Origin of the sequence: Microbacterium sp. PRC9 (assembly GCF_031844125.1) — a bacterium.
Taxonomy (GTDB): Bacteria; Actinomycetota; Actinomycetes; order Actinomycetales; family Microbacteriaceae; genus Microbacterium.
Window position 1 is genome coordinate 161,723 of record NZ_JAUZUR010000005.1, and the last position, 24,598, is coordinate 186,320.

The window sequence follows — 24,598 nt, forward strand, 5'->3', positions numbered from 1 at the left end:
TGGATTTCCCTTTCGCCCCGGGGAACCAGGGGCCAACATCGTTGTCGATCGGGCGCGGGATTTCGCGTCCTGTGTGCGGCTCCGGAACCGTGGGGCGGAGTCGATCGCTGATACGATGTTAGGACATTAATGCAAAGTACGCCATCGGGCAAGCGTCTTCCCAGGTTCGCCTCAGCGAGTCGGAAAGCGCCTTCCGCGCGGGCGCCTGTTGCCTGTCTTCACCACTCATCGACGAGGAATCCATGGAGATCGCCACCACCCGCCCCGGTTCCGGCACCATCGCTCCGCGCGCGCGTCTGCGTTCGGATGCTCCGCAGCAGTCGCTCGACGGGCGCTGGCGATTCCGGGTCTCCCCCTCGCTGCGCAGCGCGCCCGCGGACTGGAGCGACGCCGACACGGCCTCATGGAGCACCATCGACGTACCCGGGCACTGGAATCTCCAGGGGCACGGTTCTCCCGCGTACTCCAACGTGCAGATGCCGTTCCCGGTCGATCCGCCGTTCCCGCCGGATGCGAACCCGATCGGCGACTACCGCCTCGACTTCACCGCGGACACGGGTGTGCTCGCTCACGGGCGGCGTCTGCTGCGTTTCGACGGCATCGAGTCGGCGGCGGAGATCTGGCTGAACGACACCCTCGTCGGGACGACCCGCGGGAGCCGCCTCACCCACGAGTTCGATGTGTCGGACATGCTCGTGGCGGGCGTCAACCGCCTGGCCGTGCGGGTGGCGCAGTTCAGCGACGCGACATACCTCGAGAACCAGGACATGTGGTGGCTCCCGGGGATCTTCCGCAGCGTCACCCTCCTCGCGCGCCCCGACGGCGGCGTCCACGACCTGTTCGTGCGCGCCGACTGGGACGATCAGGCAGCGGAAGGGATTCTCGAGGTCGCGGCGGAGGTCGACGGAGGCGGCGGCGCCCGCCTCGTGATCGAGGAGCTCGGTGTGGACGTCCCCCTCGACGGCTCCATCCGGCTCGGCGGAGTCGAGCCCTGGAACGCGGAGCGACCGCGCCTGTACGACGTCGAGGTCCGCACCGAGACCGAGACCGTCTCACTGAAGGTCGGCTTCCGCCGGGTCGAGGTGCGCGATGCGCGCCTGCTCGTGAACGGCGAGCCGATCATGCTCCGCGGCGTCAACCGTCACGAGCACCGCCCACGGCATGGCCGCGTCTTCGACGCCACGGTCGCGCGCGACGAGCTGCTCTTGATGAAGCGCCACCACATCAACGCGGTCCGGACGTCGCACTATCCCCCGCACCCGGATGTGCTCGACCTCTTCGACGAGCTGGGGTTCTGGGTCATCGACGAGTGCGACCTCGAGACCCATGGCTTCGAGCACGTCGGCTGGCGCGGCAACCCGAGCGCCGACCCGGCGTGGCGGGACGCCTTCCTCGATCGCATACAGCGCACCGTGCACCGCGACAAGAACCATACGAGCGTCATCATGTGGTCGCTCGGCAACGAATCGCACGTGGGTCCGAACCTCGAGGCGATGGCCCGGTGGACGAGGTCCGCCGATCCGAGCCGCCTCATCCACTACGAGGGCGACGGGGAGAGCCGCTACGTCGATGTGTACTCGCGCATGTACGCGCCGCACGACGAGGTACGCGAGATCGGCGAGGAGACGCTCCGGCCCGCTCCCTTCGACGCCACCCCGGCCCAGGCGCACCGCCTGACCCTGCCGTTCCTGCAGTGCGAGTTCGCGCACGCGATGGGTACCGGTCCGGGCGGCCTGCAGGAGTACTGGGACCTGTTCGAGGCCTACCCGCGGCACGCCGGCGGGTTCGTGTGGGAGTGGATCGAGCACGGCATCGCGGTCGACGGGCCGGACGGCAGCAGTCGCATCCTCTATGGCGGCGACTTCGGCGAGGCCGTGCACGACGGCAACTTCGTGATCGACGGCCTCGTGGATGCCGACCGCAACCCGCGCCCCGGCCTGCTCCACTACGCGGCCGTGATCGCGCCGGTGGTCATCGACGTCGGCGGCGCGCGCACGACGGTCCGCATCGCCAACCGGTACGACTTCCTCGACCTCGGGCACGTCGAACTGCGGTGGTCGCGCGTCGTCGACGGTCAGGGGACCGCGTCCGGCACGCTCGCCGTCCCGCCGTGCGGCCCCCGCGAAGTCGCCACCCTCGAACTGCCCGACGAGGCACGGACGCCGGCCTCGGCCGAGGTCGCCGACGTGCTCACCGTCGAAGCGCTCACGACGGTGGCCACGCCGTGGGCCGGCGCGGGTCACGTGCTCGCGAGCGGTCAGCAGGTGCGCGACGGCCGCCCTGTCGTGCCGCCCGGCATCGTCGCCGAGGTGACCGAGGACCGCGTCGGCGCGGCGCACTTCGACAGGGTGACCGGCGGGCTCGTGCGCCTGGGCGACCTGGAGATCACAGGCCCGACGGTAGGAGTGTGGCGAGCACCGACAGACAACGACCGCGATCTCGGCAACGACGAGCTCGACCTGCCGCCCTATGCCGAGCGCTGGCGCGCCGCGGGCATCGACCGCATGGTGACGCGCCTCGTCGACCTGCGCCACGGCCCGGACGGGGTCGTCGTGCGCACCCGGACCGGCACGCCCATCCTCGACAGCGCGATCGACGCCACCCTGCGATGGAGCGCGGTCGGTGACGGGGCCGTGCGCCTCGACGTCGAGCTCGAGCCCAACGCGACCTGGACGACCGAGTGGGCACGGCTCGGTCTGGACCTGGTGCTCGAGGGCGAGCCCCTCGGCGCGGACGTCGCCGGCTACGGGCCGATGCACAGCTACCCCGACCTCCGCTCGGGCGCCCGGTTCGGCTGGTGGCACCTCGGCCCCCACGACCTCACGGTCGACAACGTGAAACCTCAGGAAAGCGGTTCCCGAACCGGGGTCCGAGATGCCAGAATCGTCACGGAAGGCGGCGCGCTCCACGTGTCGACCCTCGACCACCCGTTCGCGCTCACGGTTTCGCAGCACAGCCGGCAGTCCCTCGCCGCCGCCGCGCACAACTGGGAGCTGACCCCCGAAGGACGCACGTTCGTGTCGATCGATCTCGCCCAGTCGGGCGTCGGCACCGCGACGTGCGGGCCGGGCGTGCTGCCGCGGCACCGGCTGCACGCACAGCCGGCGGCCATCTCGCTGATCCTGCGGCACGAGCCCACGCTCGGCTGATCCGCGCCACCGGCGGCGCTGTCGCACGCCGGGCCCCGACCGATCCGATGAAGGAGCATCCATGACCTCTTCGACCGACGCCACCGCGCGGCTCGACCCGCACTACGAGATCGCCGACATCGACCGCCGCCTGTTCGGCGGCTTCGTCGAGCACCTCGGCCGCCACATCTACGACGGCATCTTCGAGCCGGGGCACCCGTCCGCCGACGCCGACGGCTTCCGCACCGACGTCATCGAGCTCGTGAAGGAGCTGGGCGTCTCGACCATCCGCTACCCCGGCGGCAACTTCGTGTCGGGCTACCGCTGGGAGGACGGCGTCGGCCCGGTCGCCGAGCGCCCGCGCCGCCTGGACCTCGCGTGGCACTCGACCGAGACCAACGAGGTCGGGCTGCACGAGTTCCAGACGTGGCTCGACCGCGTCGGGAGCGAGCTCATGCTCGCCGTCAACCTCGGCACCCGCGGGACGCAGGAGGCGCTCGACCTGCTCGAGTACGCCAACGCCGACACGCAGACCGCCTGGACCGACCAGCGGGCCGAGAACGGCCGCGAGACGCCGTTCGGCGTGAAGATGTGGTGCCTCGGCAACGAGATGGACGGCCCGTGGCAGGTCGGGCACCTCAATGCGGAGGACTACGGCAAGCTCGCGTCGCGCACCGCGAAGGCCATGCGGATGATCGACCCGGGTGTCGAGCTCGTGGCCTGCGGGTCGTCGGGTCGCGGCATGCCGACGTTCGGCTCGTGGGAGCGCACCGTGCTCGAGCACACCTTCGACGACGTCGAGTTCATCTCGTGCCACTCGTACTACCAGGAGCACGACGGGGACGCGCAGGAGTTCCTCGCGTCGGGCGTCGACATGGCGCGCTTCATCGAGTCGGTCGCAGCGATCGCCGACACGGTCGCGGCGACCAAGAAGAGCGACAAGCGCATCATGATCTCGTTCGACGAGTGGAACGTCTGGTACCTCCACAACGCCGACGGCAGCGAGTCGGGCCACGAGTTCAAGGGCGGCGCCTGGCCGGTCGCGCCGCGACTGCTCGAAGACAAGTACCACGCCCTCGACGCGGTGGTCTTCGGCGACCTCATGATCACGCTGCTGCAGCACGCCGACCGCGTGCGCTCGGCGTCGCTCGCGCAGCTCGTCAACGTGATCGCGCCGATCATGACCGAGCCCGGCGGCCCCGCGTGGCGACAGACCACGTTCTTCCCCTTCTCGATCACGTCGCGCCTCGCCCACGGCCGCGCTGTGCGCGTGCCGGTGTCGGCGGGCACCTTCACGAGCGAGAAGCTCGGCGAGGTCGAGACCGTGAACGCCGTCGCGACCATCGACGACGAGGGCGTGTCGCTGTTCGTCGTGAACCGTTCGACGACGGATGCCGCGGACCTCCGCGTCGACCTCGCTCCGCTGGTGCGCTCTCTCGGCCGCGAGGTCGCGGTCGTCGAGTCGCACCTCCTGCACGACGACGACCTGTACGCGGCCAACACGCTCGAAGACCCCGAGCGTGTCGGTGTGCGCGAGGCCGAGGCATCCGTCGACGGCGAACTGCTGTCGCTGGCACTGCCGGCCGTGTCGTGGACGGCGATCCGGCTCGCCTGAAACCGCGACGGGCGGAGGAGATGTGACCGGCGGAGGATCCTCGGCCGGCATTCTCTCCTCCGCTCCTCGCATCCCCTCCTTCCCTGACCTGACCCACTGAACGGACACGCGGATGCTGCGAGCCGACGCCACGGGAGAGCCCCGCGAAACGCTGCTCCCTGCCATGGCCAACACGGAGGACGTGCGCCCCGGACTCTCTCTCACCAGCCGCGGGCTGCTGCGTGACGGCCGGCCGTGGCTGCCGGTGTCGGGCGAGCTGCACTACACGCGCGTGCCGCGCGAGCGATGGACTGAGCGGCTGCGGCTGATGCGAGCCGGCGGCATCTCGGTCGTGTCGACCTACGTGTTCTGGCTGCACCACGAGCCGGAGCGCGGTCAGACCCGCTTCGACGGGCGCTACGACGTCGCGGCTTTCGTCGACGCCGTGCGCGCCGAGGGCCTCGAGATCATCCTGCGGATCGGGCCGTGGGCGCACGGCGAGATGCGCAACGGCGGCTTCCCCGACTGGGTGCAGCAGCTGCCCGTGCAGCATCGCACCGACGACCCCGCGTATCTCGAGCTGGTTGGGGAGTGGTTCGGCCGGCTCGCGGCCGCGCTCGACGGCCGCTGCACGCCCGACACGGTGCTCGGGATCCAGCTCGACAACGAGCTGTACGACCAGCCCGGCCACCTCGTCACCCTCAAGCGGCTGGCCCGCGAGGCAGGGTTGTCGGCGCCGCTGTGGACCGCGACGGCGTGGGGCGGCGCGGATCTGCCCGACCCCGAGGTCCTTCCGCTGTGGGGCGGGTACGGCGACGGCTTCTGGGTCGACCCCGGCGAGCCGTGGGACCCGACGTTCCGCGCGCACTACTTCTTCTCCGACACCTGGGACGATCCCGGCATCGGCGCAGACGTGCGCGGCGAGGAGGCCGGCCACCGCGCCGAGCTGTCGCCGTGGTTCCCCGCCGCCACGTGCGAACTCGGCGGGGGCATGGCCACGGCCTACCACCGCCGACCGCGCCTGGACGCGCTCGACATCGCCGCCGTCGCGCACGCCAAGCTCGGCAGCGGCTCGGCGTGGCAGGGCTACTACATGTACGCCGGGGGCACGAACCCCGGGCCGGGTCTCGAGGAGACGCAGGCCACGGGCTACCCCAACGACATGACGCGGCTGAGCTACGACTTCCACGCGCCGATCGGCGAGTCCGGCCGCACGGCGCCGAGCCATGCGGCGCTGCGCCTGCAGCACGCGTTCGTCGAGGCGTTCGGCGAGCGGCTCGCGCCGATGGCGTCGTACCTTCCCGAGGTGCGACCGGCGGGCGTCGACGACGCCGAGACCCTTCGCTGGGCCGTGCGTGCCGACGACGGCTCGGGGTTCGTCTTCATCGGCCGGCACCAGCCGCACGTGCCGCTGCCGGCGTATCGCGGCGCGCGCCTCAGCGTCGACACGAGCCACGGCACGATCGAGCTGCCGAGTGCGCAGGTCGACATCCCGCCCGGCACCCTCGCGCGCTGGCCGCTCGGTCTCGAGGTCGGCGGCGTCACGATCGACTGGGCCACGGCGTCCGCGGTCACCGTGCTGCCGGAGTCGGCGGGCACCCCGCCGACGCTCGTCCTGATCGAGGACGCCGGCATCCCCGTGGAAGTCGCTCACGGCGGCTTCGCCCACGCCGCCACGCCGGGTGCCGCGCCGTTGCGGATCGAAGGGGCCGACGGCCCCGCGCTCGACGTGCTCGTGCTCCCCGCCGCGGAGGCCCCGCGGGTGTGGGTCGTCGACGCGGCGACGGGCGGGCGACGCCTCTTGGTCTCATCGGACGAGCTCACGTGGGACGCCGCAGGCCGCGTGCGGGTGCGCACGAGCGGTGACGCTCCCGACGTACGGGAGTACGTGGGCGGGTCCTGGCACGCGCCGGACCGGGAGCATCTGGACGGGGCGCCGGTCACAGCCACTGTCGCGGTCCGTCTCCTCCGAGAGGCGACCTCGCCGTCCGGGGAGTACGGCGCGCGCGACGGCCGGCAGGCCGCGCCCGACGACACCGTGCTCGACGCCCACGCGGCGGTGTACCGGCTCCAGATTCCCGAGGGCCTCGATGCCGACGCCGTGCTCCGCGTGCGTTGGGCGGGCGACATCGCGCAGCTGCGCGTCGACGGCGCGACCGCGACCGACCGGTTCTGGGACGGCTCCGAGCTCGTCGCGAACCTCCGCGACATCGGCGCCGGCCCCGACGCCCACGTCGAGCTGCACATCCTTCCCCTGCGCCGCGACACCGGCGTGCATCTGCCGGCGGACGCCGCCGCCCGCCTCGCGGCGTCGACCGACGGGCTGTGCGAGCTCGCCGATGCCCGCATCGACCAGCGCGCTCTCTGGTGCGAGATCCGCTGAGCGCCACGACAAGGAAGACGAGACAGCGATGACGCTGCGCAAGACCGCCACCCCGCCGATGGGCTGGAACAGCTGGGACTCCTACGGCACGACAGTGACCGAGGCCGAGGTGCTGGCGAATGCCGAGTTCATGGCCGAGCACCTGCTCCCCCACGGATGGGACACGATCGTCGTCGACATCGACTGGGCGGATCCGACCGCCCGGTCGCACGGCTACAACGAGTCCGCACCCCTGGTGATCGACGAGTTCGGGCGGGTCCAGCCGGACCCGGTGCGCTTCCCTTCGGCGGCGGGCGGTGCGGGCTTCGGGCCGCTCGCCGAGCGCATCCACGAGCTGGGGCTGAGGTTCGGCATCCACATCATGCGCGGCATCCCGCGGATCGCGGTCGATCGCGACCTGCCGGTACTGGGCGTCGAGGCGACCGCGGCCGGCATCGCCGACCCGTCGAACGCCTGCGAGTGGAACCCGCACTACGTCGGTCTCGACCACGGCACGCCCGGCACGGCCGCCTACTACCACTCGATCGCCGACCAGTACGCGCTGTGGGGCGTCGACTTCATCAAGGCCGACGACATGCTGTGGCCGTACCAGGCCGCCGAGATCGAGGCCCTCTCGACCGCGATCGAGACCGCGCCGCGCGAGATCGCATTGTCGCTGTCGCCGGGCCGTGACCTGTCGGCCGCCCATCTCGAGCATCTTCGCGAGAACGCCACGATGTGGCGCATCTGCGACGATCTGTGGGACCGGTGGGAGGACGTCGAAGCGAACTTCGCACGACTGGCCCGCTGGGCGCCGTTCGCCGGCCCCGAGGGCTGGCCCGACGCCGACATGCTGCCGCTCGGCCGCATCGGCCTCCGCGCCGAGCGCGGTGAGCCGCGCGAGGGTGCGCTCACGCTCGCCGAGCGCCGGACCCTCGTCACGCTGTGGGTCATGGCGCGATCCCCGCTCATGATCGGCGGCGATCTGCCGACGAGCGCGCCCGAGACGATCGCGCTCTTCCAGAACGACGACGTGCTCGAGATCCTGCGGGACTCCACGGGCAACCGCGAGCTGCTGCGCGAGCGGGACCTCGTGATCTGGACAGCCGAGCGCGGCGACACGCGCTGGGTCGCGGTCTTCAACACCGCCGACGAGGCGCGCGAGGTGCCGTTCGACACCCGCTCCCTCGGGCTGGGTCCCGCGCTGAGGGCGGTCCTCGACGTCTGGAGCTCAGAATCCCTGCCCGTCGAAGCCGTGCACGAGCAGTCCGATACCGCGCGCAGCGTCGCCCCCGGCAGCTCGGTCGTACGGGTCTCGCTCGAGCCCCACGGGTGTGTGCTCTTGCGCGCCTGAACAGACGGTGATCGGATGCTGCTGGGAAAGCGCTTGCGCAGGGTCCGATCCCGTGTCACACTATTGGAAAGCGTTTACCCATTCGCTTCCGGTCACGACCGTGAAGCAGGGTACCCACAGCCTTCAGAGCAGAAAGCAGGACCCCATGACTGACACGACTCTCGCCCCGGCCTCGGCCGAGGCATCCGTCCGTCCCACCGTGCGTGAGATCGGCATCATCATGAACGGCGTCTCGGGCCGCATGGGCTACCGCCAGCACCTGGTGCGATCGATCCTCGCGATCCGCGAGCAGGGCGGCATCGAGCTGCCCGACGGCACCAAGGTCACCGTGAAGCCCCTCCTCGTCGGCCGCAGCGAGGCCAAGCTCGCCGAGCTCGCCGCCAAGCACGGCATCGAGGACTACACGACCGACCTCGACGCCGCCCTCGCCGACCCGCGCTGGGAGATCTACGCCGACTTCCTCGTCACGAAGGCCCGCGCCTCGGCTCTGCGCAAGGCGATCGCCGCCGGCAAGACGATCTACACCGAGAAGCCCACGGCTGAGACGGTCGACGAGGCCCTCGAGCTCGCGAAGCTCGCGCAGGAGGCGGGCGTCAAGACGGGCGTCGTGCACGACAAGCTGTACCTCCCGGGCCTGCAGAAGCTCAAGCGCCTCATCGACTCGGGCTTCTTCGGCCGCATCCTCTCGGTGCGCGGCGAGTTCGGCTACTGGGTCTTCGAGGGCGACTGGCAACCGGCCCAGCGCCCGTCGTGGAACTACCGCGCCGAGGACGGCGGCGGCATCATCGTCGACATGTTCCCGCACTGGAACTACGTGCTCGAGAACCTGTTCGGCGAGGTCAAGACGGTCTACGCGCAGGCCGCCGTGCACATCGCTGACCGCTGGGACGAGAAGGGCGAGCACTACACCGCCACCGCCGAGGACGCCGCCTACGGCATCTTCGAGCTCGAGGGCGACATCGTCGCGCAGATCAACTCGTCGTGGACCGTGCGCGTGAACCGCGACGAGCTCGTCGAGTTCCACGTCGACGGCACGCACGGCTCGGCCGTCGTGGGCCTGTTCGGCGCGAAGATCCAGCACCGCAACGCCACCCCGAAGCCGGTGTGGAACCCCGACCTCGCCGACGACCACGACTACGACGCCGACTGGGCCGAGGTCCCCACGAATGACGTGTTCCAGAACGGCTTCCGCCAGCAGTGGGAGGAGTTCCTCGTCTCGTATGTCGAGGGCACCGAGTACGAGTTCGACCTGCTGTCGGGCGCGCGCGGCGTGCTGCTCGCCGAGGCCGGCCTGCAGTCGAGCCGCGAGGGCCGCAAGGTCGAGCTGCCCACGCTGTCGCTGGACTGATCGGACGACGGATGCCGAAGCTCACACTTCTCTCCGACGCCGGAGCCCTGACCCCCGTCGAGCTGAACGAGTCGCCGGGCTACACCAAGCCCGAGGGCCCGCTCCAGAGCCGCGTGGCGTACGCCGCCGCGCACGTCGTGCCGAAGACCTGGGCTGACAACACCCCCGGTCAGCCGGCCGAGGTCGACTGGGACGCGACGCTGGACTTCCGCCGCGCGGTGTACTCGTGGGGTCTGGGCGTCGCCGACGCCATGGACACCGCCCAGCGCAACATGGGCCTCGACGCCGCCGCGACGCGCGACCTCATCGCGCGATCGGCCGAGGTCGCGCGCGAAGAGGGCGGGTCGGTCGTGGTCGGGGTCAACACCGATCACGTCGAGGCCGAGCGCATCTCGCTGCAGGAGGTCATCGACGCCTACAAGGAGCAGCTCCACTTCACCGAGGAGCAGGGCGCGGGCCCCGTCCTCATGGCGTCGCGCCACCTGGCGCGCGTCGCGGAGTCGGCCGACGACTACCGCGACGTCTACCGCGAGGTGCTGCAGTCGGCGACCGTGCCGGTCGTGCTCCACTGGCTGGGCACGGCGTTCGACCCGGCGCTCGAGGGCTACTTCGGCTCGGCCGACTGGCGCGAGGCGTCCGCGGTCCTCCTCGAGATCATCGCGGAGAACGTCGACAAGGTCGCAGGCGTGAAGATGAGCCTGCTCGACGCCGCATCCGAGGTGTCGGTGCGCGAGCGCCTGCCCGAGGGCGTGCGCATGTTCACCGGCGACGACTTCAACTACGTCGGCCTCATCGGCGGCCAGGACGTGCCCGACGCGACGCAGCCGGAGCGCAACCCCGAGAGCCCGCGCCAGCACTCCGACGCCCTCCTCGGCGCGTTCGCGGCGATCACGCCGGTCGCATCGGCCGCGATCCAGGCGCTCGACGCCGGCGATCCTGCCCGGTATCTCGAGATCCTGGGCCCGACCGAGGAGCTCAGCCGTCAGGTGTTCGCCGCGCCGACCTTCTACTACAAGACCGGCGTCGCCTTCCTGTCGTGGCTGAACGGGCACCAGCCCGCGTTCCAGATGGTCGGCGGGCTGCACTCGGCGCGGAGCCTTCCGCACCTGTCGCGCATCGTCGAACTCGCGAACTCGTCGCTCGCCCTCGAGCGTCCCGAGCTCGCGGCCATCCGCTGGCACGGGATGCTGCGCCACAACGGCATCGATGTTCCCGGGGTGATCGCGTGAGCGCGGCCACCGCCATCGCCTTCCGAGTGTGGTCGCCTGCTGGCGCGTCGGCGGCCACGCTCGGAGCACGTCTGAAGGAGGGCCGCGCATGAACGCCCCCGACCCCCGCCTGTCGATCAACCAGGCCACCATCAAGCACGCCGACCTCGCGACCGCCCTGCGCGTGACCGCTGAGGCGGGCGTGCATGCGATCGGCCTGTGGCGCGAGCCGGTGCAGGAGGTCGGCCTCAAGGCCGCGGCCTCGATGCTGACCGACTCGGGCCTGCGCTTCACGACGCACTGCCGCTCGGGCTTCTTCACGATGCCCGAAGGCCCCGCGCGCCGCGCGTCGATCGACGACAACCGCGTCGCGATCGAAGAGGCCGCGACGCTCGCTGCGGCGGGCGCCGAGGGGTCCACCGCGATCCTCGTGCTCGTCGCGGGCGGGCTGCCCGAGGGGTCCCGCGACCTCGTGGGCGCGCGCGAGCGGGTGCGCGACGCCATCGGCGAGCTGGCACCGGATGCTGCGGCCGCGGGCGTCACGCTCGCCATCGAGCCGCTTCATCCGATGTACGCCTCCGACCGCTGCGTCGTCTCGACGCTCGGGCAGGCGCTCGACATCGCCGCGGACTTCGACTCCTCCGTCGTCGGCGCCACCGTCGACACGTTCCACATCTGGTGGGACCCCGACGTGCTGGCCTCGATCGAGCGCGCGGGCCGCGAGGGCCGCATCGCGACGTACCAGGTGTGCGACTGGAAGACGCCGCTCGCGGCGGACCCGCTGCTCAGCCGCCACTACCCGGGCGACGGCGTCATCGACTTCGCGTCGCTGACCGAGGCCGTCGAGGCGACCGGCTACGACCGCGACATCGAGGTCGAGATCTTCAACGAGGAGATCTGGGCCACCGACCCGCTCATCGCCGTGCAGCGCACGGCCGCCGGGTTCGCAGCATCCGTCTCGCCCTCCCTCCGCGCCCGCGTCGCGAGCTGACGACGCTTCCGCGAGCTCAGAAGCGCTCGCGGGCACGCCGACCCACCGGCGTCCCCGCGGGCGCTTCGTCATCACCGCAAACGCCTGTTCCGCAGTCACCTCCGGCGAGTCCGCGACGAGCGAAGTCGCCGAACGAGACTGCGGAGCAGGGCGTGCTCGGAGTCAGCGGTCGGATGCCGCTGACAGCAGCCGGAGCTCGCGCAGGCGGGGCGTCGCCGAGCCTGCAGCCTCGAGGCGCACGGGAAGCTCCACCGTGCCGGTCGCAGCGCCGAGCGGCACCTCGCGGGTCTCGTCACCGGACCCTGCGGGCACCGGCTCGTCGAGGACCACAGCTGCGCCGACGGTGATCCGCAGGTGCGCGTCGTCGTCGCCGCCCAGCCAAGAGACACGCAACGTCTCGGCCGTGCCGCTCCAGTCGCGCAGGGTCGCTGTGATCGCGCCTCGGGTGCGGCGCCAGCGCGCGTCTGCGTGCACGCCGATCTCCTCGTCGGATGCGGACAGGCCGTGATCCGACTCCGGCTGCTGCTCGCCGAACGCGATGACGTCGCGGGTACGTGCCTCGAGTCCCAGCGAGGAGGCGTCGATCCGCTCGAGCGCCGCGCGACGCTCGGCGGCGGACGCGGTGCTGCTGTCCGCGGCGAGTGGCCACGACAGCGTGTAGCGCGCGTCGTGGATGCCGGCGAACGGCTCGAGCTCGACGCTGCTGCCGTCGGCCGTGGGCACCCGCACCCGGCCGGCGCCGAGACGCAGCGCGCGAGCGAGCGCGCCGGGGGCGAGCACCGGCGTCTCCGCAAGCGGGCGCAGCGGCCCGACGGCGATGTGCCCCATGCGCGCGCCGGTGCCCCGGTACGCGACGGCGTCGTCGGGCTGTCGCTGCGCCAGCACGTCGGGTCCGTCGACGATCCAGGCCCACGCCGAGCCATCGGCGGGCTGCTCGAAGCGCAGCCGTCGCGGGAGCGTCAGCGTCACGACGGACGTCCCGGCGCCGAGCTCGACCACCAGGCGCGTGCCCGCGGCGGCGGTGGCGGCATCCGTCTGCGCAGTCCCGTCGATGACGGCGGGCGCGTCGCCGTCGACCCAGTCGGGGACGAGCACGGCGAGGCGCACGGCGTGGGCCGCGACCACCTCGAGCGTCGCGCGCACGCACGACGGATCGGTGGTGTCGTCCACGTCGAGCGCGACCTCGACCCCGCCGAGCACGGCGCGCGACGGCACGAGGGCGTTGACGCGCACTTCGTCGCCCGTGGTCGCGTAGACGAGCGCGCCGTGGCGCGCCTGCGCCTCGAAGCCCGATCCCATGCAGCACCAGAAGCCCTCCGCCTCCGGCGAGTACACGCGGTAGTGCGCGGGGCGCTGCGGCGTGAAGTACACGAGTCCGCCGTGACCGGGATGCTGCGCCGAACGCAGGTGGTTGGCCCGCGCGCGCTCGGCCCACAGCAGGTAGGCGTCGTCGCCGGTGAGGTGGTGCAGCTCGGCCGCGAGCTTGACCATGTTGTGCGTGTTGCAGGTCTCGGGGCCCTCGCGGGCGATGAACATGCTCGCGAAGCCCGACGGGAAGTGCTCGCGCACGCTGTCGCCACCGATCGCGGCGCTGCGGTGGCGCGCGACCCGGTCGAAGAACACGCGCGCGGCGGCGCCCTCGCGGGGCTCGATGTCGGGCAGCAGCTCGGGCGCGAGCACGCGCGCCGCACGCTCGATGGTCGCGAAGCCCACTGCCACCGGGATCTGCGTGTTCGCGTGCAGGCCGTCGAGCTCGTCGCGGCCGGCCGCGAGCGGCTCCACGAGCCCGCGCCGCGCGAACCGGCGGGCGAGCCGCAGGTACGCAGCATCCTGCAGCACCAGCGCCAGTCGCGCGAACGCCTCGGTCATGCCGCCGAACTCGCACTCGAGGATGCGCTCGAACGCCTCGTCGTCGAGGTCGCCCGCAGTGCGCAGCCACCAGGCACCCAGGTGCTCGAGCGTCTCGCGCGCGGCCGGGTCGCCGGTCAGCTCGACCGCGTCGACGAGCCCCGCGACGATCTTGTGCAGGTTGTACAGCGGCACCCAGCGGCCGTTGAGGTGGAACGCCCCCACCTCGACGCGCCCGGCGCGCAGTTCGTCCCACAGGGCCTCACCGTCGGGCACGCCGCCCACATAGCCCGACCCCCTGGCGAGCTGGCATTCCCGGATGCCGCGCACCAGCGTCTGCGCGAGAGCCGCCGCGTCCGCGTCCCCCGCAGCGGCCAGCGTGCTCGCTGCCGACAGCACGTGACCGGCCGTGTGCCCGTCGAGGCCGTCGGACTCCCACCCGCCGTAGTTCTCGGCCCGCGCAGGGAGCCCGGCTTCTCGACGGAACGGTGCGAGGAGCCGCTCGGGATCGAGTCGCTGGAGCGTCACGCCGACGGTCCGCTGCGCGTCGAGGTCGGCGCCGGTGAGGCGCACCTCGGAGGCGGAGGCGAAGTGCGGCGCTGCAGTGCGGGGCATGTCGGTCCTCAACTGGGGAAAAGGAGGGGGGAAATCGCTTCCCAATCTATCGCCGGAACCGGACACAGGCTCTAGACTCTGGCCTGTGAGCGACATCATCGCGCCTACCCGAGGCGCCGCCACCCTTCACGATGTCGCGCGCGAGGCTGGGGTCTCGCTCGCGACCGCGTCACGGGTGCTCAACGGCTCGACGCGAAAGGTGGCCGAGAGCTACCGCGAGCGCGTCGAGACCGCCGCCGAGAAGCTCGGCTACACGGCCAATCTCTCCGCCCAGGCCACCGCGCGAGGCACCGCCGCCATCGTCGCGCTCCTGGTCGCCGACATCGCCGACCCCTATTTCGGTCAACTCGCCTCCGGCGTCGCGCGCGGCGCCGACGAGGCTGGCCTCGTCGTCACGATCGCGATCACCGAGCGCGATCCGCAGCGCGAGGTCAAGCTGGTGCGGGCCCTGCGCGGACAACGACCGCGCGGCCTGATCCTCGCGGCCTCCCGCGTCGAAGGCCCCGACGCCGTCGGGCTGCAGGGCGAGCTCGAGGCGTTCTCGAACATGGGCGGCCGCGTGGTCGTCGTCGGCCCTGGCGGCGGCACCGCCCGTTCGGTCGCCGTCGACAACCGTGGGGGCTCGGCGGCATTGGGCGCCGAGCTGGCGCGGCTGGGCTATCGCGACGCGATCGTGGTCGCGGCATCCGAGGGCATCCGCACGTCCGATGACCGCCTCGAAGGCTTCACCGAGGGCTTCACGGCCGCGGGCGGGAGCGTCCGCGAAGTACGACGCACCGGGTTCACGCGCGACGCCGGCTACACGGCCGCGTCGGAGCTGCTCGAGGCCGACGTGCCCGCGGGCACGCTGATCTTCGGCATCAGCGACGTCGTCGCGATCGGCATCATGTCGGCCGTGCGCGACGCCGGACGCCAGGTCGGCGCCGACATCGCGGTCGCGGGTTTCGACGACATCGCCACCGGCCGCGACATCCGCCCCGGTCTCACGACCGTGCGCGTGCCCCTCGAGGACCTCGGCTACCGCGCCCTGCAGGCCGCCACCGACCCGGAGTGGGAGGCGGCCGAGCCGCAGCTCCCGCTCGAGGTGATCGTGCGGGGCAGCACGCCGCCGCGCAGCTGACGGGCGCGGAGGTCGGCGCCGGCGGCGATATGGCCGGGTGAGGAAACGTTTCCGGGTAGGCTGAGCGCGCCGAGACCCAGGGAGACACGGATGCCTCGACCGCCCCGCGCCGATCGCTCGACGCGCGCGACCATCGCCGACGTCGCCGCCCGAGCGGGGGTGTCGCTGTCGACGGTGTCGCGCGCGCTCAACGGCAACCCCACCGTGGATCCGGCGCTCGCCGAACGCGTGAAGGCCGCCGCCGCGGAGCTCGACTACACCGCGAGCCCGGTCGCGCGCAGCCTCGTGCTGGGTCGCACCCAGACCGTCGCGGTGGTCGTCCCCGACCTCGGCAACCCGACGTTCCAGGCGATCCTGCGGGGACTCAGCCACGCCGCCGCGGCCGACGACTACCACGTGCTCGTCGCCGACTCGGCGGAGTCCGTCGAAGAGGAGCGCGTGCTCGCGGGCACGACACGGCGGCGCACCGACGGCGTGATCCTCTGCGCGCCGCGCCTGCCGCAGGACGAGCTCGACCGGCTCGTCGGCGGACTGCGGCCGGTCGTGCTCATCAATCGCGCCTCGGGCGACGTGCCGCACGTGCGCGCCGACTACCGCACGGCACTGGCCGCCGAGCTCGACCACCTCCACGGTCTCGGGCACCGGCGCATCGTCTTCCTCGCCGGCGCACCGGGCAGCGTCGCCAACACCGCGCGCCTCGAGGCGATCGCGTCGTTCGCCGCCGAGCATCCCGAGACGCACGTCACCGAGATCCCGTGCGGCGTCGACTTCGAGGCGGGTGCCGCCGCAGGTGGCGCCGTGCTGGCGTCAGGGGCCACGGCCGCGCTCGCCTTCAACGACCTCGTCGCGATGGGCCTCTTGAGCGCCGTGCAGGCGAGCGGATGCCGCGTACCCGAGGACCTCTCCATCGTGGGGTTCGACGACATCCCGTTCGCCCGGTACACGACTCCCCCGCTGACGACGGCAGCCGTGCCCGCGACGGAGCTCGGCGTGCAGGCCTGGTCGCGCATGCGAGAGCTGCTCGAGGGCGCGGAGCCGGGGCATCCGCTGACCGTCCTTCCCGAGCTGACCATCCGCGGCACGACCGGCCCGGCGGCCTGATCACCGCGGCGAGCGCTTTCCGACGCGCAGCATGATACTCTGAGAAAACGTTTCCTGAAGGAGTGAGATGAGCCACCGCCGGTACGCCCTCGTCGGCGCGGGACACCGCGCCCAGATGCACGTCGACGCGATCATCGGACGGTACAGCGACGACGCCGCCCTGGTCGCGATCTGCGAGCCGAACCCGGTGCGCGCGCAGTACTACGTCGATCGTGTCGTCGAAGCCGGCTTCGCCGCTCCCGCGGTCTACGGGCCCGACGACCTCGAGGCGATGATCCGCGAGCAGCAGGTGGACCGCGTCGTCATCTGTGCACGCGACGATCTGCACGCCCCGCTGATCGTGCGGGCGCTCGATGCGGGCGCCGACGTCGTCGTCGAGAAGCCGCTGACCATCGACGGGCCGAGCGCCGCGGCGATCGAGGACGCCATCGACCGCACCGGCCGGCAGGTCGTCATCACGTTCAACTACCGATACTCGCCGCGCAACTCCGCGCTGCGTCAGGTCATCCAGGACGGCACCATCGGCGAGGTCACCTCGGTCGACTTCTCGTGGGTGCTCGACACCAAGCACGGCGCGGACTACTTCCGCCGCTGGCACCGCGAGAAGGAGCATTCGGGCGGACTGCTGGTGCACAAGGCCAGCCACCACTTCGACCTCGTGAACTGGTGGATCCGCTCCGCACCGCGCCGCGTCTACGCGTCGGGCGCGCTGCGGTTCTACGGCGCCGACAACGCCGCCGCCCGCGGCCTCGGCGACCGTCCTGCCCGCGGCACGCACGACGGTGGCGATGCCTTCGAGCTCGACCTCCGCGACGACGAACGTCTCAAGGCTCTGTACCTCGACGCCGAGGAGCACGACGGGTACCTGCGCGACCGCGACGTGTTCGGCGAGGGGATCACCATCGAGGACAACCTCGCCCTCGTGGTCGACTACGCCTCCGGCGCGACGCTGAGCTATTCGCTGAACGCCCACTCGCCCTGGGAGGGCTACCGGGTCGCGGTCAACGGCACCCTCGGCCGGGCCGAGCTCGAGGTTGTCGAACGCGGCGCCGTCCTGGCTGACGAGGGCCTGCACCCGGTGCTCGACCCGTCCGCCAGCGACGCCGGCACGACCGGGTCGCTCCGCCCCGAGGGCGAACGCCTCATCGTCCAGCGTCACTGGGAGGCCGCCTACGAAGTGCCGCTCGAGGGCAACAGCGACGGCCACGGCGGCGGCGACGCGCTCCTGCTCGCCGACGTGTTCGAGGGCCCGGGCGACGACCCGCTCGCCCGCCCCGCCGACTGGCGAGACGGCGTCCGCTCCATCGCGGTCGGCATCGCCGGCAACCGCTCCCTCGAGACCGGCCTGCCGGTGCAGGTCGCCGACCTCGGCATCCGCTTCCTCGCGAGCGACGCGGCGCGCGCCGAGGCCGTCCGGTCATGACGCGCATCGCCGTCACCGGCGGGGCGGGGCGCCTCGGCCGCAGCCTCGTCGCGGGACTCGCCGCGGCCGGGCACGAACTGGTCTCGCTCGACCGCGCGGTGTCCGAAGCGGGTGAGCTTCAGGGCCTCGAGCAGATCGCCGTGGATCTGACGGACACGGATGCCGCAACCCGCGCGATCGCCGGCACCCGGGCCGACGCGCTCATCCATCTCGCCGCGATCGCCGTGCCGTTCAGCGCCCCCGAGGACGTCATCCTCCGCACGAACGCGACGATGGCCCTCAACGTGATGTCGGCCGGCGTGGCCGCGGGCATCCCGAAGATCGTGACGGCGTCGAGCCCGACCGTCCTCGGGTACAACTGCCCCACAGGCTGGCTCCCCGATCGGTTCCCCCTCGACGAGGAGACGACACCGAAGCCGTGGAACGCGTACGCGCTGTCGAAGCACCTCGCCGAGCAGACGATCGCGATGCTGGCGCGCCAGACCGGCGATGCCACTCGCTTCGCGGCGTTCCGGCCGTGCTACGTCATCGCCCCCGAGGAGTGGCAGGGCGCACTCACGCAGCAGGGCCACACTGTGCGTGAGCGTCTCGCCGACCCCGCACTGTCGGCGCCCGCGCTCTTCAACTATGTCGACGCGCGCGACGTCGCCACCTTCGTCGACACCCTCCTGGTCGCACTTCCCGAGATCCCGAACGCCGAGGTGTTCTTCGTCGGCGCCGATGACGCGCTCGCACGCCGTCCGCTCGCCGAGCTGCTGCCGCAGTTCGTGCCCGGCTCGGACGAGCTCGCGGCGGAGCTCACCGGCACGGCGCCCGCGTTCTCGAACGCGAAGGCCCGGCGCGTGCTGGGCTGGCGCCCGGCCCACACCTGGCGCGGCGAGCTCGGTGAGCCCGCTGCCGGCCCCGCGAACCCGATCGGCTTCGACTCCGCCCCCACCACCGACTCCGCCCGAAAGGACGTGCTGGCGTGAACTTCGACGGCATCCTCTTCTTCCCCGTCACCCCGTTCGACGCCGACGGCCGCGTCGACGAAGGCCTGCTGCGGCAGCACCTCGACACGACCCTCGCGCACTCCCCCGGCGGAGTCTTCCCCGCGTGCGGCACGGGCGAGTTCCACGCCCTCTCGACCGACGAGGCGACGCGCGTCGTGCAGATCGCGACCGAGACCGTGGCCGGCCGCGTGCCGGTCGTCGCCGGCACCGGCGGTCCGCTCGGCCACGCGACGACCCTTGCGCGTGCTGCCGCCGACGCCGGAGCCGACGCGCTGCTCGTGCTGCCGCCGTACCTCGTCGGCGGTCCGCAGGCAGGGCTCGTGGCCTACGTGGAGGCCGTGGCGGCAGCATCCGATCTTCCCGTCGTCATCTACCACCGCGGCACCGCGCAGTACTCCGTCGACTCGGTGCGCCGCCTCGCGCAGAACCCCAAGGTCGTGGGGTTCAAGGACGGCGTCGGCGACGTCGGCCTCGCGCAGCAGATCGTGCGCGCCGTCGCAGCCGAGGGACGCGAGGACTTCGCGTTCTTCAACGGCCTGCTCACTGCGGAGCTCACCCAGGGCGCGTACCGCGGCATCGGCATCCCGCTGTACTCGTCGGCGGCGTTCGCCATGATCCCCGAGGTCGCGAACGCGTACTACCGCGCGTACGTCGACGGCGACGAGGCGCGCCGCGCCGAACTGCTCGACGGCTTCTACTCGCCGCTCGTCGCGCTGCGCGACGAGACCCCCGGCTTCGGCGTCTCGCTCATCAAGACCGGCCTTCGCCTGGGCGGCCTGCCCGTCGGGTCGGTGCGCGCGCCGCTCGTCGACCCGACCCCGGCGCAGGAGGCGCGCCTGGCCGAGATCCTCGAGGCGGGGCGAGCACTCCTGTGACCTCCGCCGCGCCCTCGACGGCGGCCTCGCCCCGCACCACGATCGCCTCGTTCGACGCGCGCCTCGTGCGCGTGCCGCTGACGCGGCCGTGGGCGGCCGACGTGACGTCGGTGGGCGTCGTGGCCACCCACGTCGTGCGCTCGGACGGCGCCGAGGGCTGGGGTTTCTCGTGGACGCCGCAGATCGGCGCCGAAGCGGTGCACGCCCTGCTCGCACACGACATCACGGCGTGGGCGATCGGGCGCTCGGCCGAGCCGGGCGAAGGGTGGCTGCCGCTCTGGGAGCACCTCCATGAGGCGGGTGGCGGCGGGATCACGACCATCGCGATGGCCGGGCTCGACCTGGCACTGTGGGATGCCGCGGCACGCGCCGACGAGCGGTCGGTCGCGCAGTGGCTCGGTCCGCAGCGCGAGAGCGTGCGCGCGTACGGGTCGGGCGTGAACCTGCACTACTCGACCGACGAGCTGGTGGCGCAGGTGCGCCGCTGGGTCGACGCGGGCTTCGACGCCGTGAAGGTGAAGGTCGGAAAGCCCGACGTCGCGGAAGACCTCGACCGCATGAAGGCCGTGCGCGAGGTTCTCGGGCCCGACCGGCAGCTCATGATCGATGCGAACCAGCGCTGGGACCTCGATCGCGCGACGCGTTCGCTCGAGGTGCTCGCGGAGGTCACGCCGGCCTGGATCGAGGAGCCGCTGCGCGCCGACGACCTGTACGGCCATTACGAGCTGTCGAAGCGGCTGGCGGCGTCGAGCGGCATCCCGATCGCGGTCGGCGAGAACCTGCACAACGTGTACCGGTTCGACGACTTCCTCCGCACCGGCGCCGCGCAGATCGTGCAGCCGAACATCGTCCGCGTCGGCGGCATCACCCCGTTCCTCGGGATCGCGGCCATCGCGGGCGTCTACGGCGCCGCCGTGCACCCGCATCTGCTGCCGGAGCTCTCGGGCCAGCTCGCCCTCTGCCTGCGCTCGGTGCCGGGAGTTCCCGAGCCCATGGCGGAGGATGTGGAGGACGCCGGTTTCGGCGCCCTCGGCGCGCTCCGCGACCCGTCGCCCGTGCGCATCGCCGACGGCGCCCTCACCGAGGTCCCCCACGCGGGCCTCGGCCTCCGCTTCTGTTGACATCGAATCCTCATCGGGAAGGTTCACCCTCATGACCACCACCACCACCACGACGAGCGCGACCGAACTCGACGCTCTCGCGCAGGCCGCCGCCGCGGCGGCACCGATCTGGCGGGCGACGGATGCTGCGACCCGGGCGTCGTGGCTGCGCGCCGCCGCCGACGCGCTCGATGCGAACATCGACGAGCTCGTCGAGATCGCCGACGAGGAGACCCGCCTGGGTGAAGCCCGTCTGCGCGGCGAGGTCGGACGCACCACCGGGCAGCTGCGCCTGTTCGCGACCGTCGTCGAGGAGGGCTCGTACCTGGAGCTCACGGTCGATGACGCCGACCCGTCGGCGACCCCGCCCCGCCCCGAGCTGCGCCGCATGCTGACCGGCGTCGGCCCCGTCGCGGTCTTCTCGGCGTCGAACTTCCCGTTCGCGTTCTCGGTCGCCGGCGGCGACACCGCATCGGCCCTCGCGGCCGGCAACCCGGTCATCGTGAAGGCGCACTCAGGCCACCCGCGGCTGTCGGAGCGGACGGCGGCCATCGTCGCCGCCGCGCTCGTCGAGGCCGGCGCGCCGGAGGGCTCCCTCGCGCTCGTCGAAGGCCGCGAGGCGGGCAACGCGCTGGTGCAGCATCCGTCCATCCAGGCCGCGGGCTTCACCGGCTCGCTCGGCGGCGGCCGCGCCCTGTTCGACCTGGCATCGGGGCGTCCCGACCCGATCCCGTTCTACGGCGAGCTCGGCTCGGTGAACCCCGTCGTCATCACGCGGGCCGCCGTCGCGGCGCGCGGCGAGGCGCTCGCGCAGGGCCTCGTCGGCTCGTTCACGCTCGGGGTCGGCCAGTTCTGCACCAAGCCCGGAGTCGTGTTCGTGCCTGAGGGCGCCGGCTTCGAAGACCTCGTCGCCGGCTTCGCGGCCGGCGCCGCGGGCGGACCGCTCCTCACCGACCGCATCACCGCGGCGTTCCCGTCGGGCATCGAGCACCTCGAGGCGGATCCTTCGGTGTCGGTGGTCGCCCAGGGTCTTCCGGCCGAGGCAGGGTCGGCGCAGCCGGTCGTCCTGTCGACGGATGCGGCGGCCGTCGCCGCGCGCCCCGAGACGCTTCTCGAGGAGTGCTTCGGTCCCGTGACGCTGCTCGTGCGCTACTCCTCGGACGAGGAGCTGCACGCCGCGCTCGAGGCGGTGCCCGGCTCGCTCACCGCGACGCTGCACTCGGAGTCCGGCGATGACGTCGCGGCGGTGCTCGAGGTGCTCACCCGCAAGGCCGGGCGCGTGCTCTTCGCGGGCTGGCCGACGGGCGTCGCCGTGACCTGGTCGCAGCACCACGGCGGCCCGTGGCCCGCGACGACGTCGCTGCACACCTCGGTCGGCGCGACCGCGATCCGCCGGTTCCTCCGGCCGGTCGTGTTCCAGGACGCCCCCGAGGCGCTCCTTCCCGAGGCGCTTCGCGACGAGTCGCTGACGCGCCTGCCGCACCGCCGGAACGGCGTGCTCCACACCGGCCGCTGACGCGGTTCCGAGGGCCCCGGTTGCCGTTGGTCCGGGGCGTTTCGACTCGCTCGCTCAACGACCGGGACCTTGCCCACCCGGTTCCGGATGATGGGTTGTGCGGCCGAGGTCAGCGGGGGTCGAGCTCGCGAGCGAGCTGAGCGCCGGCTTCCTCGAGCCACCGCGCGGTCTCGGCCATCGCGGCCTCGCCCGAGCCCGCGAGCTCGGTGAGCGACGCGGTCGCGGCGAAGCCCGAGGTGTCGGCGTCCGCCGCGATGCGGCCCGCCACCAGGGCGACCGGCACGCCGACCGCGGCGGCGACCGCGCCGACGTGGGCGGGCACCTTGCCCGCCGCGGACTGACCGTCGTACGACCCTTCGCCTGTGACGACGACGGATGCCTCGCCTACCGCCGCGTCGAGTCCCACGAGCTCCGCGACCGCCGCCGACCCGGGCACGAGGCGCGCGCCCCACGCGAGCAGGCCGAACCCCGTCCCGCCCGCCGCCCCGGCGCCCGGAGTCTCGGGGTCGGCGTCGACCAACGCGGCCAGTCGCGCGAGCCCGGCGTCGAGCACCGCGATGTCGTCGGGCAGCGTACCCTTCTGCGGCCCGAACACCGCAGCGGCCCCGCGCGGGCCCAGCAGCGGGTTGGTCACATCGCTGAGCACCGTCACACCGCCGGGCGGGAGCGGCGCCAGCCCTGAGAGGTCCACCGCCGCCACAGAGCCGAGCCCGCGTGCGCCGGCGACGACGGGCCGGGCCGCAGCATCCGTGAATCGCGCTCCGAGCGCGGTGAGCATGCCGGTGCCGCCGTCCGTGGACGAGCTCGAGCCGATGCCGAGCACGAGTCGCGAGACGCCGTGCGCGAGGGCGTCGGCGATCGCCTCGCCGAAGCCGCGCGTGTGTGCGTCGAAGGCGCGCAGGCGCGGCGGGGTGCCGAGCAGCTCGATGCCGCTCGTGTTCGCGAGTTCGACGACGGCGGTCCCGTGGGGTGCGTCGGGCGTCGGCGGCAGGAGGACCCATGACGCCTCGACGGGCTCATCCTCGGGGCCGGTCACCGTCACCGGCATGCGCTGCGCGCCCGGCACCGCGGCCGCGAAGGCGTCGACGGTACCCTCGCCGCCGTCAGCCATCGGCAGGAGCCGGAGGTCGCTGTCGGTGCTCTCGCGGCGCCACCCAGCGGCGAGCGCCTCGGCGGCGGCGGCCGCGCCGATCGTTCCCTTGAACGAATCGGGGGCGATCACGACGGTGTGAGCCATGGCGTCATTCTCCTCGGACATGCACGGTGTTGTCTTTTCCGGCCGACAGGAGCGCGGGAAAGCGTTATCCTGCAGATCATGGTATCCATGGAGCGACCGGAAGCCGAGTCCAGCCCACGCCGCGCGGTGATCGCGACCGGAACCGGCCGGTACGCCGACCCGTGGCATCCCTTCCCCGCGACCTCTTCCCGCATCGCCGACGCGCTGCGCGCGGACGGCTGGGACGTCACGGTCGATGACGATGTCGACCATGCGCTCTCGAGCCTCGACGGGTTCGATCTGCTCGTCGTCAACGCCGGCGACCCGTGGCGCGAGGGTGCGACCGAGCTGGGGCATCGCGCCGACCCCGCGGCGGACGCCGGCCTCCGCTCCGCGATCGCCCGCGGCATCGGGCTCATCGCCGTGCACGCCGCGCTCTCGAGCCTGCGCGACCACCCCGCCTGGCGCGAGGCGATCGGCGGCGAATGGCAGCCCGGAGTCTCGTGGCATCCGCCGATCGGCGACGCGCGGGTGCGGGTCGTCGACGGCGATCACCCCGTGAGCGGACGGATGCCGCACCTCGACGTCTTCGACGAGCGCTACAGCGACCTCGTGGTCGATGACGGCGCACGCATCCTCGCGGTGCACGACGTCGACGGCGCCGAGCACGCCGCCGTGTGGGTGCGGGAGGCGCCGACGCGCGCGGTGGTGTGCTCGCTCGGACACGACGAGCGCTCCTACGACGCCCCGGAGCACGTGGCACTGCTCCAGCGCGCGGCACGCTGGGCCGCGCGGGTCTGAGGCTCG

At 72.5% G+C, this 24,598-nt stretch carries 17 protein-coding genes; 15 read left to right on the top strand and 2 right to left on the bottom strand.

Annotated elements, in window-relative coordinates; translation table 11 throughout:
• Positions 1 to 242: 242 nt before the first annotated feature.
• The 7 genes from Q9R33_RS12465 to Q9R33_RS12495 all read left to right on the top strand — a co-directional run bounded on the left by Q9R33_RS12465 (position 243) and on the right by Q9R33_RS12495 (position 11,985).
• On the top strand, positions 243 to 3,149 hold the full coding sequence (locus Q9R33_RS12465; RefSeq protein ID WP_311293969.1) for a glycoside hydrolase family 2 TIM barrel-domain containing protein: 2,907 nt from the start codon (positions 243 to 245) through the stop codon (positions 3,147 to 3,149).
• 61 nt (positions 3,150 to 3,210) lie between these two features.
• On the top strand, positions 3,211 to 4,743 hold the full coding sequence (locus Q9R33_RS12470; protein ID WP_311293970.1) for an alpha-N-arabinofuranosidase: 1,533 nt from the start codon (positions 3,211 to 3,213) through the stop codon (positions 4,741 to 4,743).
• A gap of 163 nt (positions 4,744 to 4,906) precedes the next feature.
• On the top strand, positions 4,907 to 7,105 hold the full coding sequence (locus Q9R33_RS12475; RefSeq protein WP_311293971.1) for a beta-galactosidase: 2,199 nt from the start codon (positions 4,907 to 4,909) through the stop codon (positions 7,103 to 7,105).
• A gap of 28 nt (positions 7,106 to 7,133) precedes the next feature.
• A complete protein-coding gene (locus tag Q9R33_RS12480) occupies positions 7,134 to 8,438 on the top strand; it encodes an alpha-galactosidase (protein WP_311293972.1) in 1,305 nt (434 codons plus the stop codon).
• A 145-nt stretch (positions 8,439 to 8,583) separates the two neighbouring features.
• Positions 8,584 to 9,786, top strand: a complete 1,203-nt coding sequence (locus tag Q9R33_RS12485) for a Gfo/Idh/MocA family protein (protein ID WP_181911818.1) — start codon at positions 8,584 to 8,586, stop codon at positions 9,784 to 9,786.
• An 11-nt stretch (positions 9,787 to 9,797) separates the two neighbouring features.
• Positions 9,798 to 11,015 (top strand): dihydrodipicolinate synthase family protein, encoded by a 1,218-nt coding sequence (locus Q9R33_RS12490; protein ID WP_311293973.1) that lies wholly within the window; start codon positions 9,798 to 9,800, stop codon positions 11,013 to 11,015.
• A gap of 88 nt (positions 11,016 to 11,103) precedes the next feature.
• Positions 11,104 to 11,985 carry a sugar phosphate isomerase/epimerase family protein gene (locus Q9R33_RS12495; protein WP_311293974.1) on the top strand — a complete coding sequence of 294 codons (882 nt, stop codon included), beginning with the start codon at positions 11,104 to 11,106 and terminating at the stop codon, positions 11,983 to 11,985.
• Positions 11,986 to 12,147: 162 nt separating this feature from the next.
• On the opposite strand, the gene Q9R33_RS12500 is transcribed toward Q9R33_RS12495, so the two are convergent.
• Entirely contained in the window at positions 12,148 to 14,448 is a 2,301-nt protein-coding gene (locus Q9R33_RS12500; RefSeq protein WP_311293975.1) for a beta-L-arabinofuranosidase domain-containing protein, read from the bottom strand.
• Positions 14,449 to 14,533: 85 nt separating this feature from the next.
• On the opposite strand from Q9R33_RS12500, the gene Q9R33_RS12505 reads away from it, so the two are divergent.
• From Q9R33_RS12505 to Q9R33_RS12535, 7 genes are all read left to right on the top strand, one after another.
• Positions 14,534 to 15,568: a LacI family DNA-binding transcriptional regulator gene (locus tag Q9R33_RS12505; protein WP_056371706.1), complete on the top strand. Its 1,035-nt coding sequence runs from the start codon at positions 14,534 to 14,536 to the stop codon at positions 15,566 to 15,568.
• Between the two features lie 90 nt (positions 15,569 to 15,658).
• On the top strand, positions 15,659 to 16,669 hold the full coding sequence (locus Q9R33_RS12510; protein ID WP_311293976.1) for a LacI family DNA-binding transcriptional regulator: 1,011 nt from the start codon (positions 15,659 to 15,661) through the stop codon (positions 16,667 to 16,669).
• A 67-nt stretch (positions 16,670 to 16,736) separates the two neighbouring features.
• Positions 16,737 to 18,092, top strand: a complete 1,356-nt coding sequence (locus Q9R33_RS12515; RefSeq protein WP_311293977.1) for a Gfo/Idh/MocA family oxidoreductase — start codon at positions 16,737 to 16,739, stop codon at positions 18,090 to 18,092.
• Positions 18,089 to 19,063 (top strand): NAD(P)-dependent oxidoreductase, encoded by a 975-nt coding sequence (locus tag Q9R33_RS12520; protein ID WP_056371712.1) that lies wholly within the window; start codon positions 18,089 to 18,091, stop codon positions 19,061 to 19,063. The genes Q9R33_RS12515 and Q9R33_RS12520 overlap by 4 nt, the downstream gene beginning before the upstream one ends.
• Positions 19,060 to 19,959, top strand: coding sequence for a 5-dehydro-4-deoxyglucarate dehydratase (locus tag Q9R33_RS12525; RefSeq protein WP_056371714.1), 900 nt, complete (start codon positions 19,060 to 19,062; stop codon positions 19,957 to 19,959). The genes Q9R33_RS12520 and Q9R33_RS12525 overlap by 4 nt, the downstream gene beginning before the upstream one ends.
• Entirely contained in the window at positions 19,956 to 21,080 is a 1,125-nt protein-coding gene (locus tag Q9R33_RS12530; protein ID WP_311293978.1) for a mandelate racemase/muconate lactonizing enzyme family protein, read from the top strand. Before Q9R33_RS12525 ends, Q9R33_RS12530 begins: the two co-directional genes overlap by 4 nt.
• A 31-nt stretch (positions 21,081 to 21,111) precedes the next feature.
• Positions 21,112 to 22,575, top strand: coding sequence for an aldehyde dehydrogenase (NADP(+)) (locus Q9R33_RS12535; RefSeq protein ID WP_311293979.1), 1,464 nt, complete (start codon positions 21,112 to 21,114; stop codon positions 22,573 to 22,575).
• A gap of 109 nt (positions 22,576 to 22,684) precedes the next feature.
• Here Q9R33_RS12535 and Q9R33_RS12540 read toward each other — a convergent pair whose 3' ends face one another.
• The gene (locus tag Q9R33_RS12540) at positions 22,685 to 23,812 is read right to left on the bottom strand and encodes a glycerate kinase (RefSeq protein ID WP_311293980.1); all 1,128 of its coding nucleotides are present in this window, start codon (positions 23,810 to 23,812) and stop codon (positions 22,685 to 22,687) included.
• Positions 23,813 to 23,899: 87 nt separating this feature from the next.
• On the opposite strand from Q9R33_RS12540, the gene Q9R33_RS12545 reads away from it, so the two are divergent.
• Complete coding sequence (locus Q9R33_RS12545) at positions 23,900 to 24,592, top strand: ThuA domain-containing protein (protein WP_311293981.1); 693 nt, start codon at positions 23,900 to 23,902, stop codon at positions 24,590 to 24,592.
• Positions 24,593 to 24,598 lie beyond the last annotated feature (6 nt).

Coding starts and splice junctions, on each gene's coding strand:
- Q9R33_RS12465 (WP_311293969.1), top strand. CDS start 243: ATGGAGATCGCCACCACCCGCCCCGGTTCCGGCACCATCGCTCCGCGC.
- Q9R33_RS12470 (WP_311293970.1), top strand. CDS start 3,211: ATGACCTCTTCGACCGACGCCACCGCGCGGCTCGACCCGCACTACGAG.
- Q9R33_RS12475 (WP_311293971.1), top strand. CDS start 4,907: ATGGCCAACACGGAGGACGTGCGCCCCGGACTCTCTCTCACCAGCCGC.
- Q9R33_RS12480 (WP_311293972.1), top strand. CDS start 7,134: ATGACGCTGCGCAAGACCGCCACCCCGCCGATGGGCTGGAACAGCTGG.
- Q9R33_RS12485 (WP_181911818.1), top strand. CDS start 8,584: ATGACTGACACGACTCTCGCCCCGGCCTCGGCCGAGGCATCCGTCCGT.
- Q9R33_RS12490 (WP_311293973.1), top strand. CDS start 9,798: ATGCCGAAGCTCACACTTCTCTCCGACGCCGGAGCCCTGACCCCCGTC.
- Q9R33_RS12495 (WP_311293974.1), top strand. CDS start 11,104: ATGAACGCCCCCGACCCCCGCCTGTCGATCAACCAGGCCACCATCAAG.
- Q9R33_RS12500 (WP_311293975.1), bottom strand. CDS start 14,448: ATGCCCCGCACTGCAGCGCCGCACTTCGCCTCCGCCTCCGAGGTGCGC.
- Q9R33_RS12510 (WP_311293976.1), top strand. CDS start 15,659: ATGCCTCGACCGCCCCGCGCCGATCGCTCGACGCGCGCGACCATCGCC.
- Q9R33_RS12515 (WP_311293977.1), top strand. CDS start 16,737: ATGAGCCACCGCCGGTACGCCCTCGTCGGCGCGGGACACCGCGCCCAG.
- Q9R33_RS12520 (WP_056371712.1), top strand. CDS start 18,089: ATGACGCGCATCGCCGTCACCGGCGGGGCGGGGCGCCTCGGCCGCAGC.
- Q9R33_RS12535 (WP_311293979.1), top strand. CDS start 21,112: ATGACCACCACCACCACCACGACGAGCGCGACCGAACTCGACGCTCTC.
- Q9R33_RS12540 (WP_311293980.1), bottom strand. CDS start 23,812: ATGGCTCACACCGTCGTGATCGCCCCCGATTCGTTCAAGGGAACGATC.
- Q9R33_RS12545 (WP_311293981.1), top strand. CDS start 23,900: ATGGAGCGACCGGAAGCCGAGTCCAGCCCACGCCGCGCGGTGATCGCG.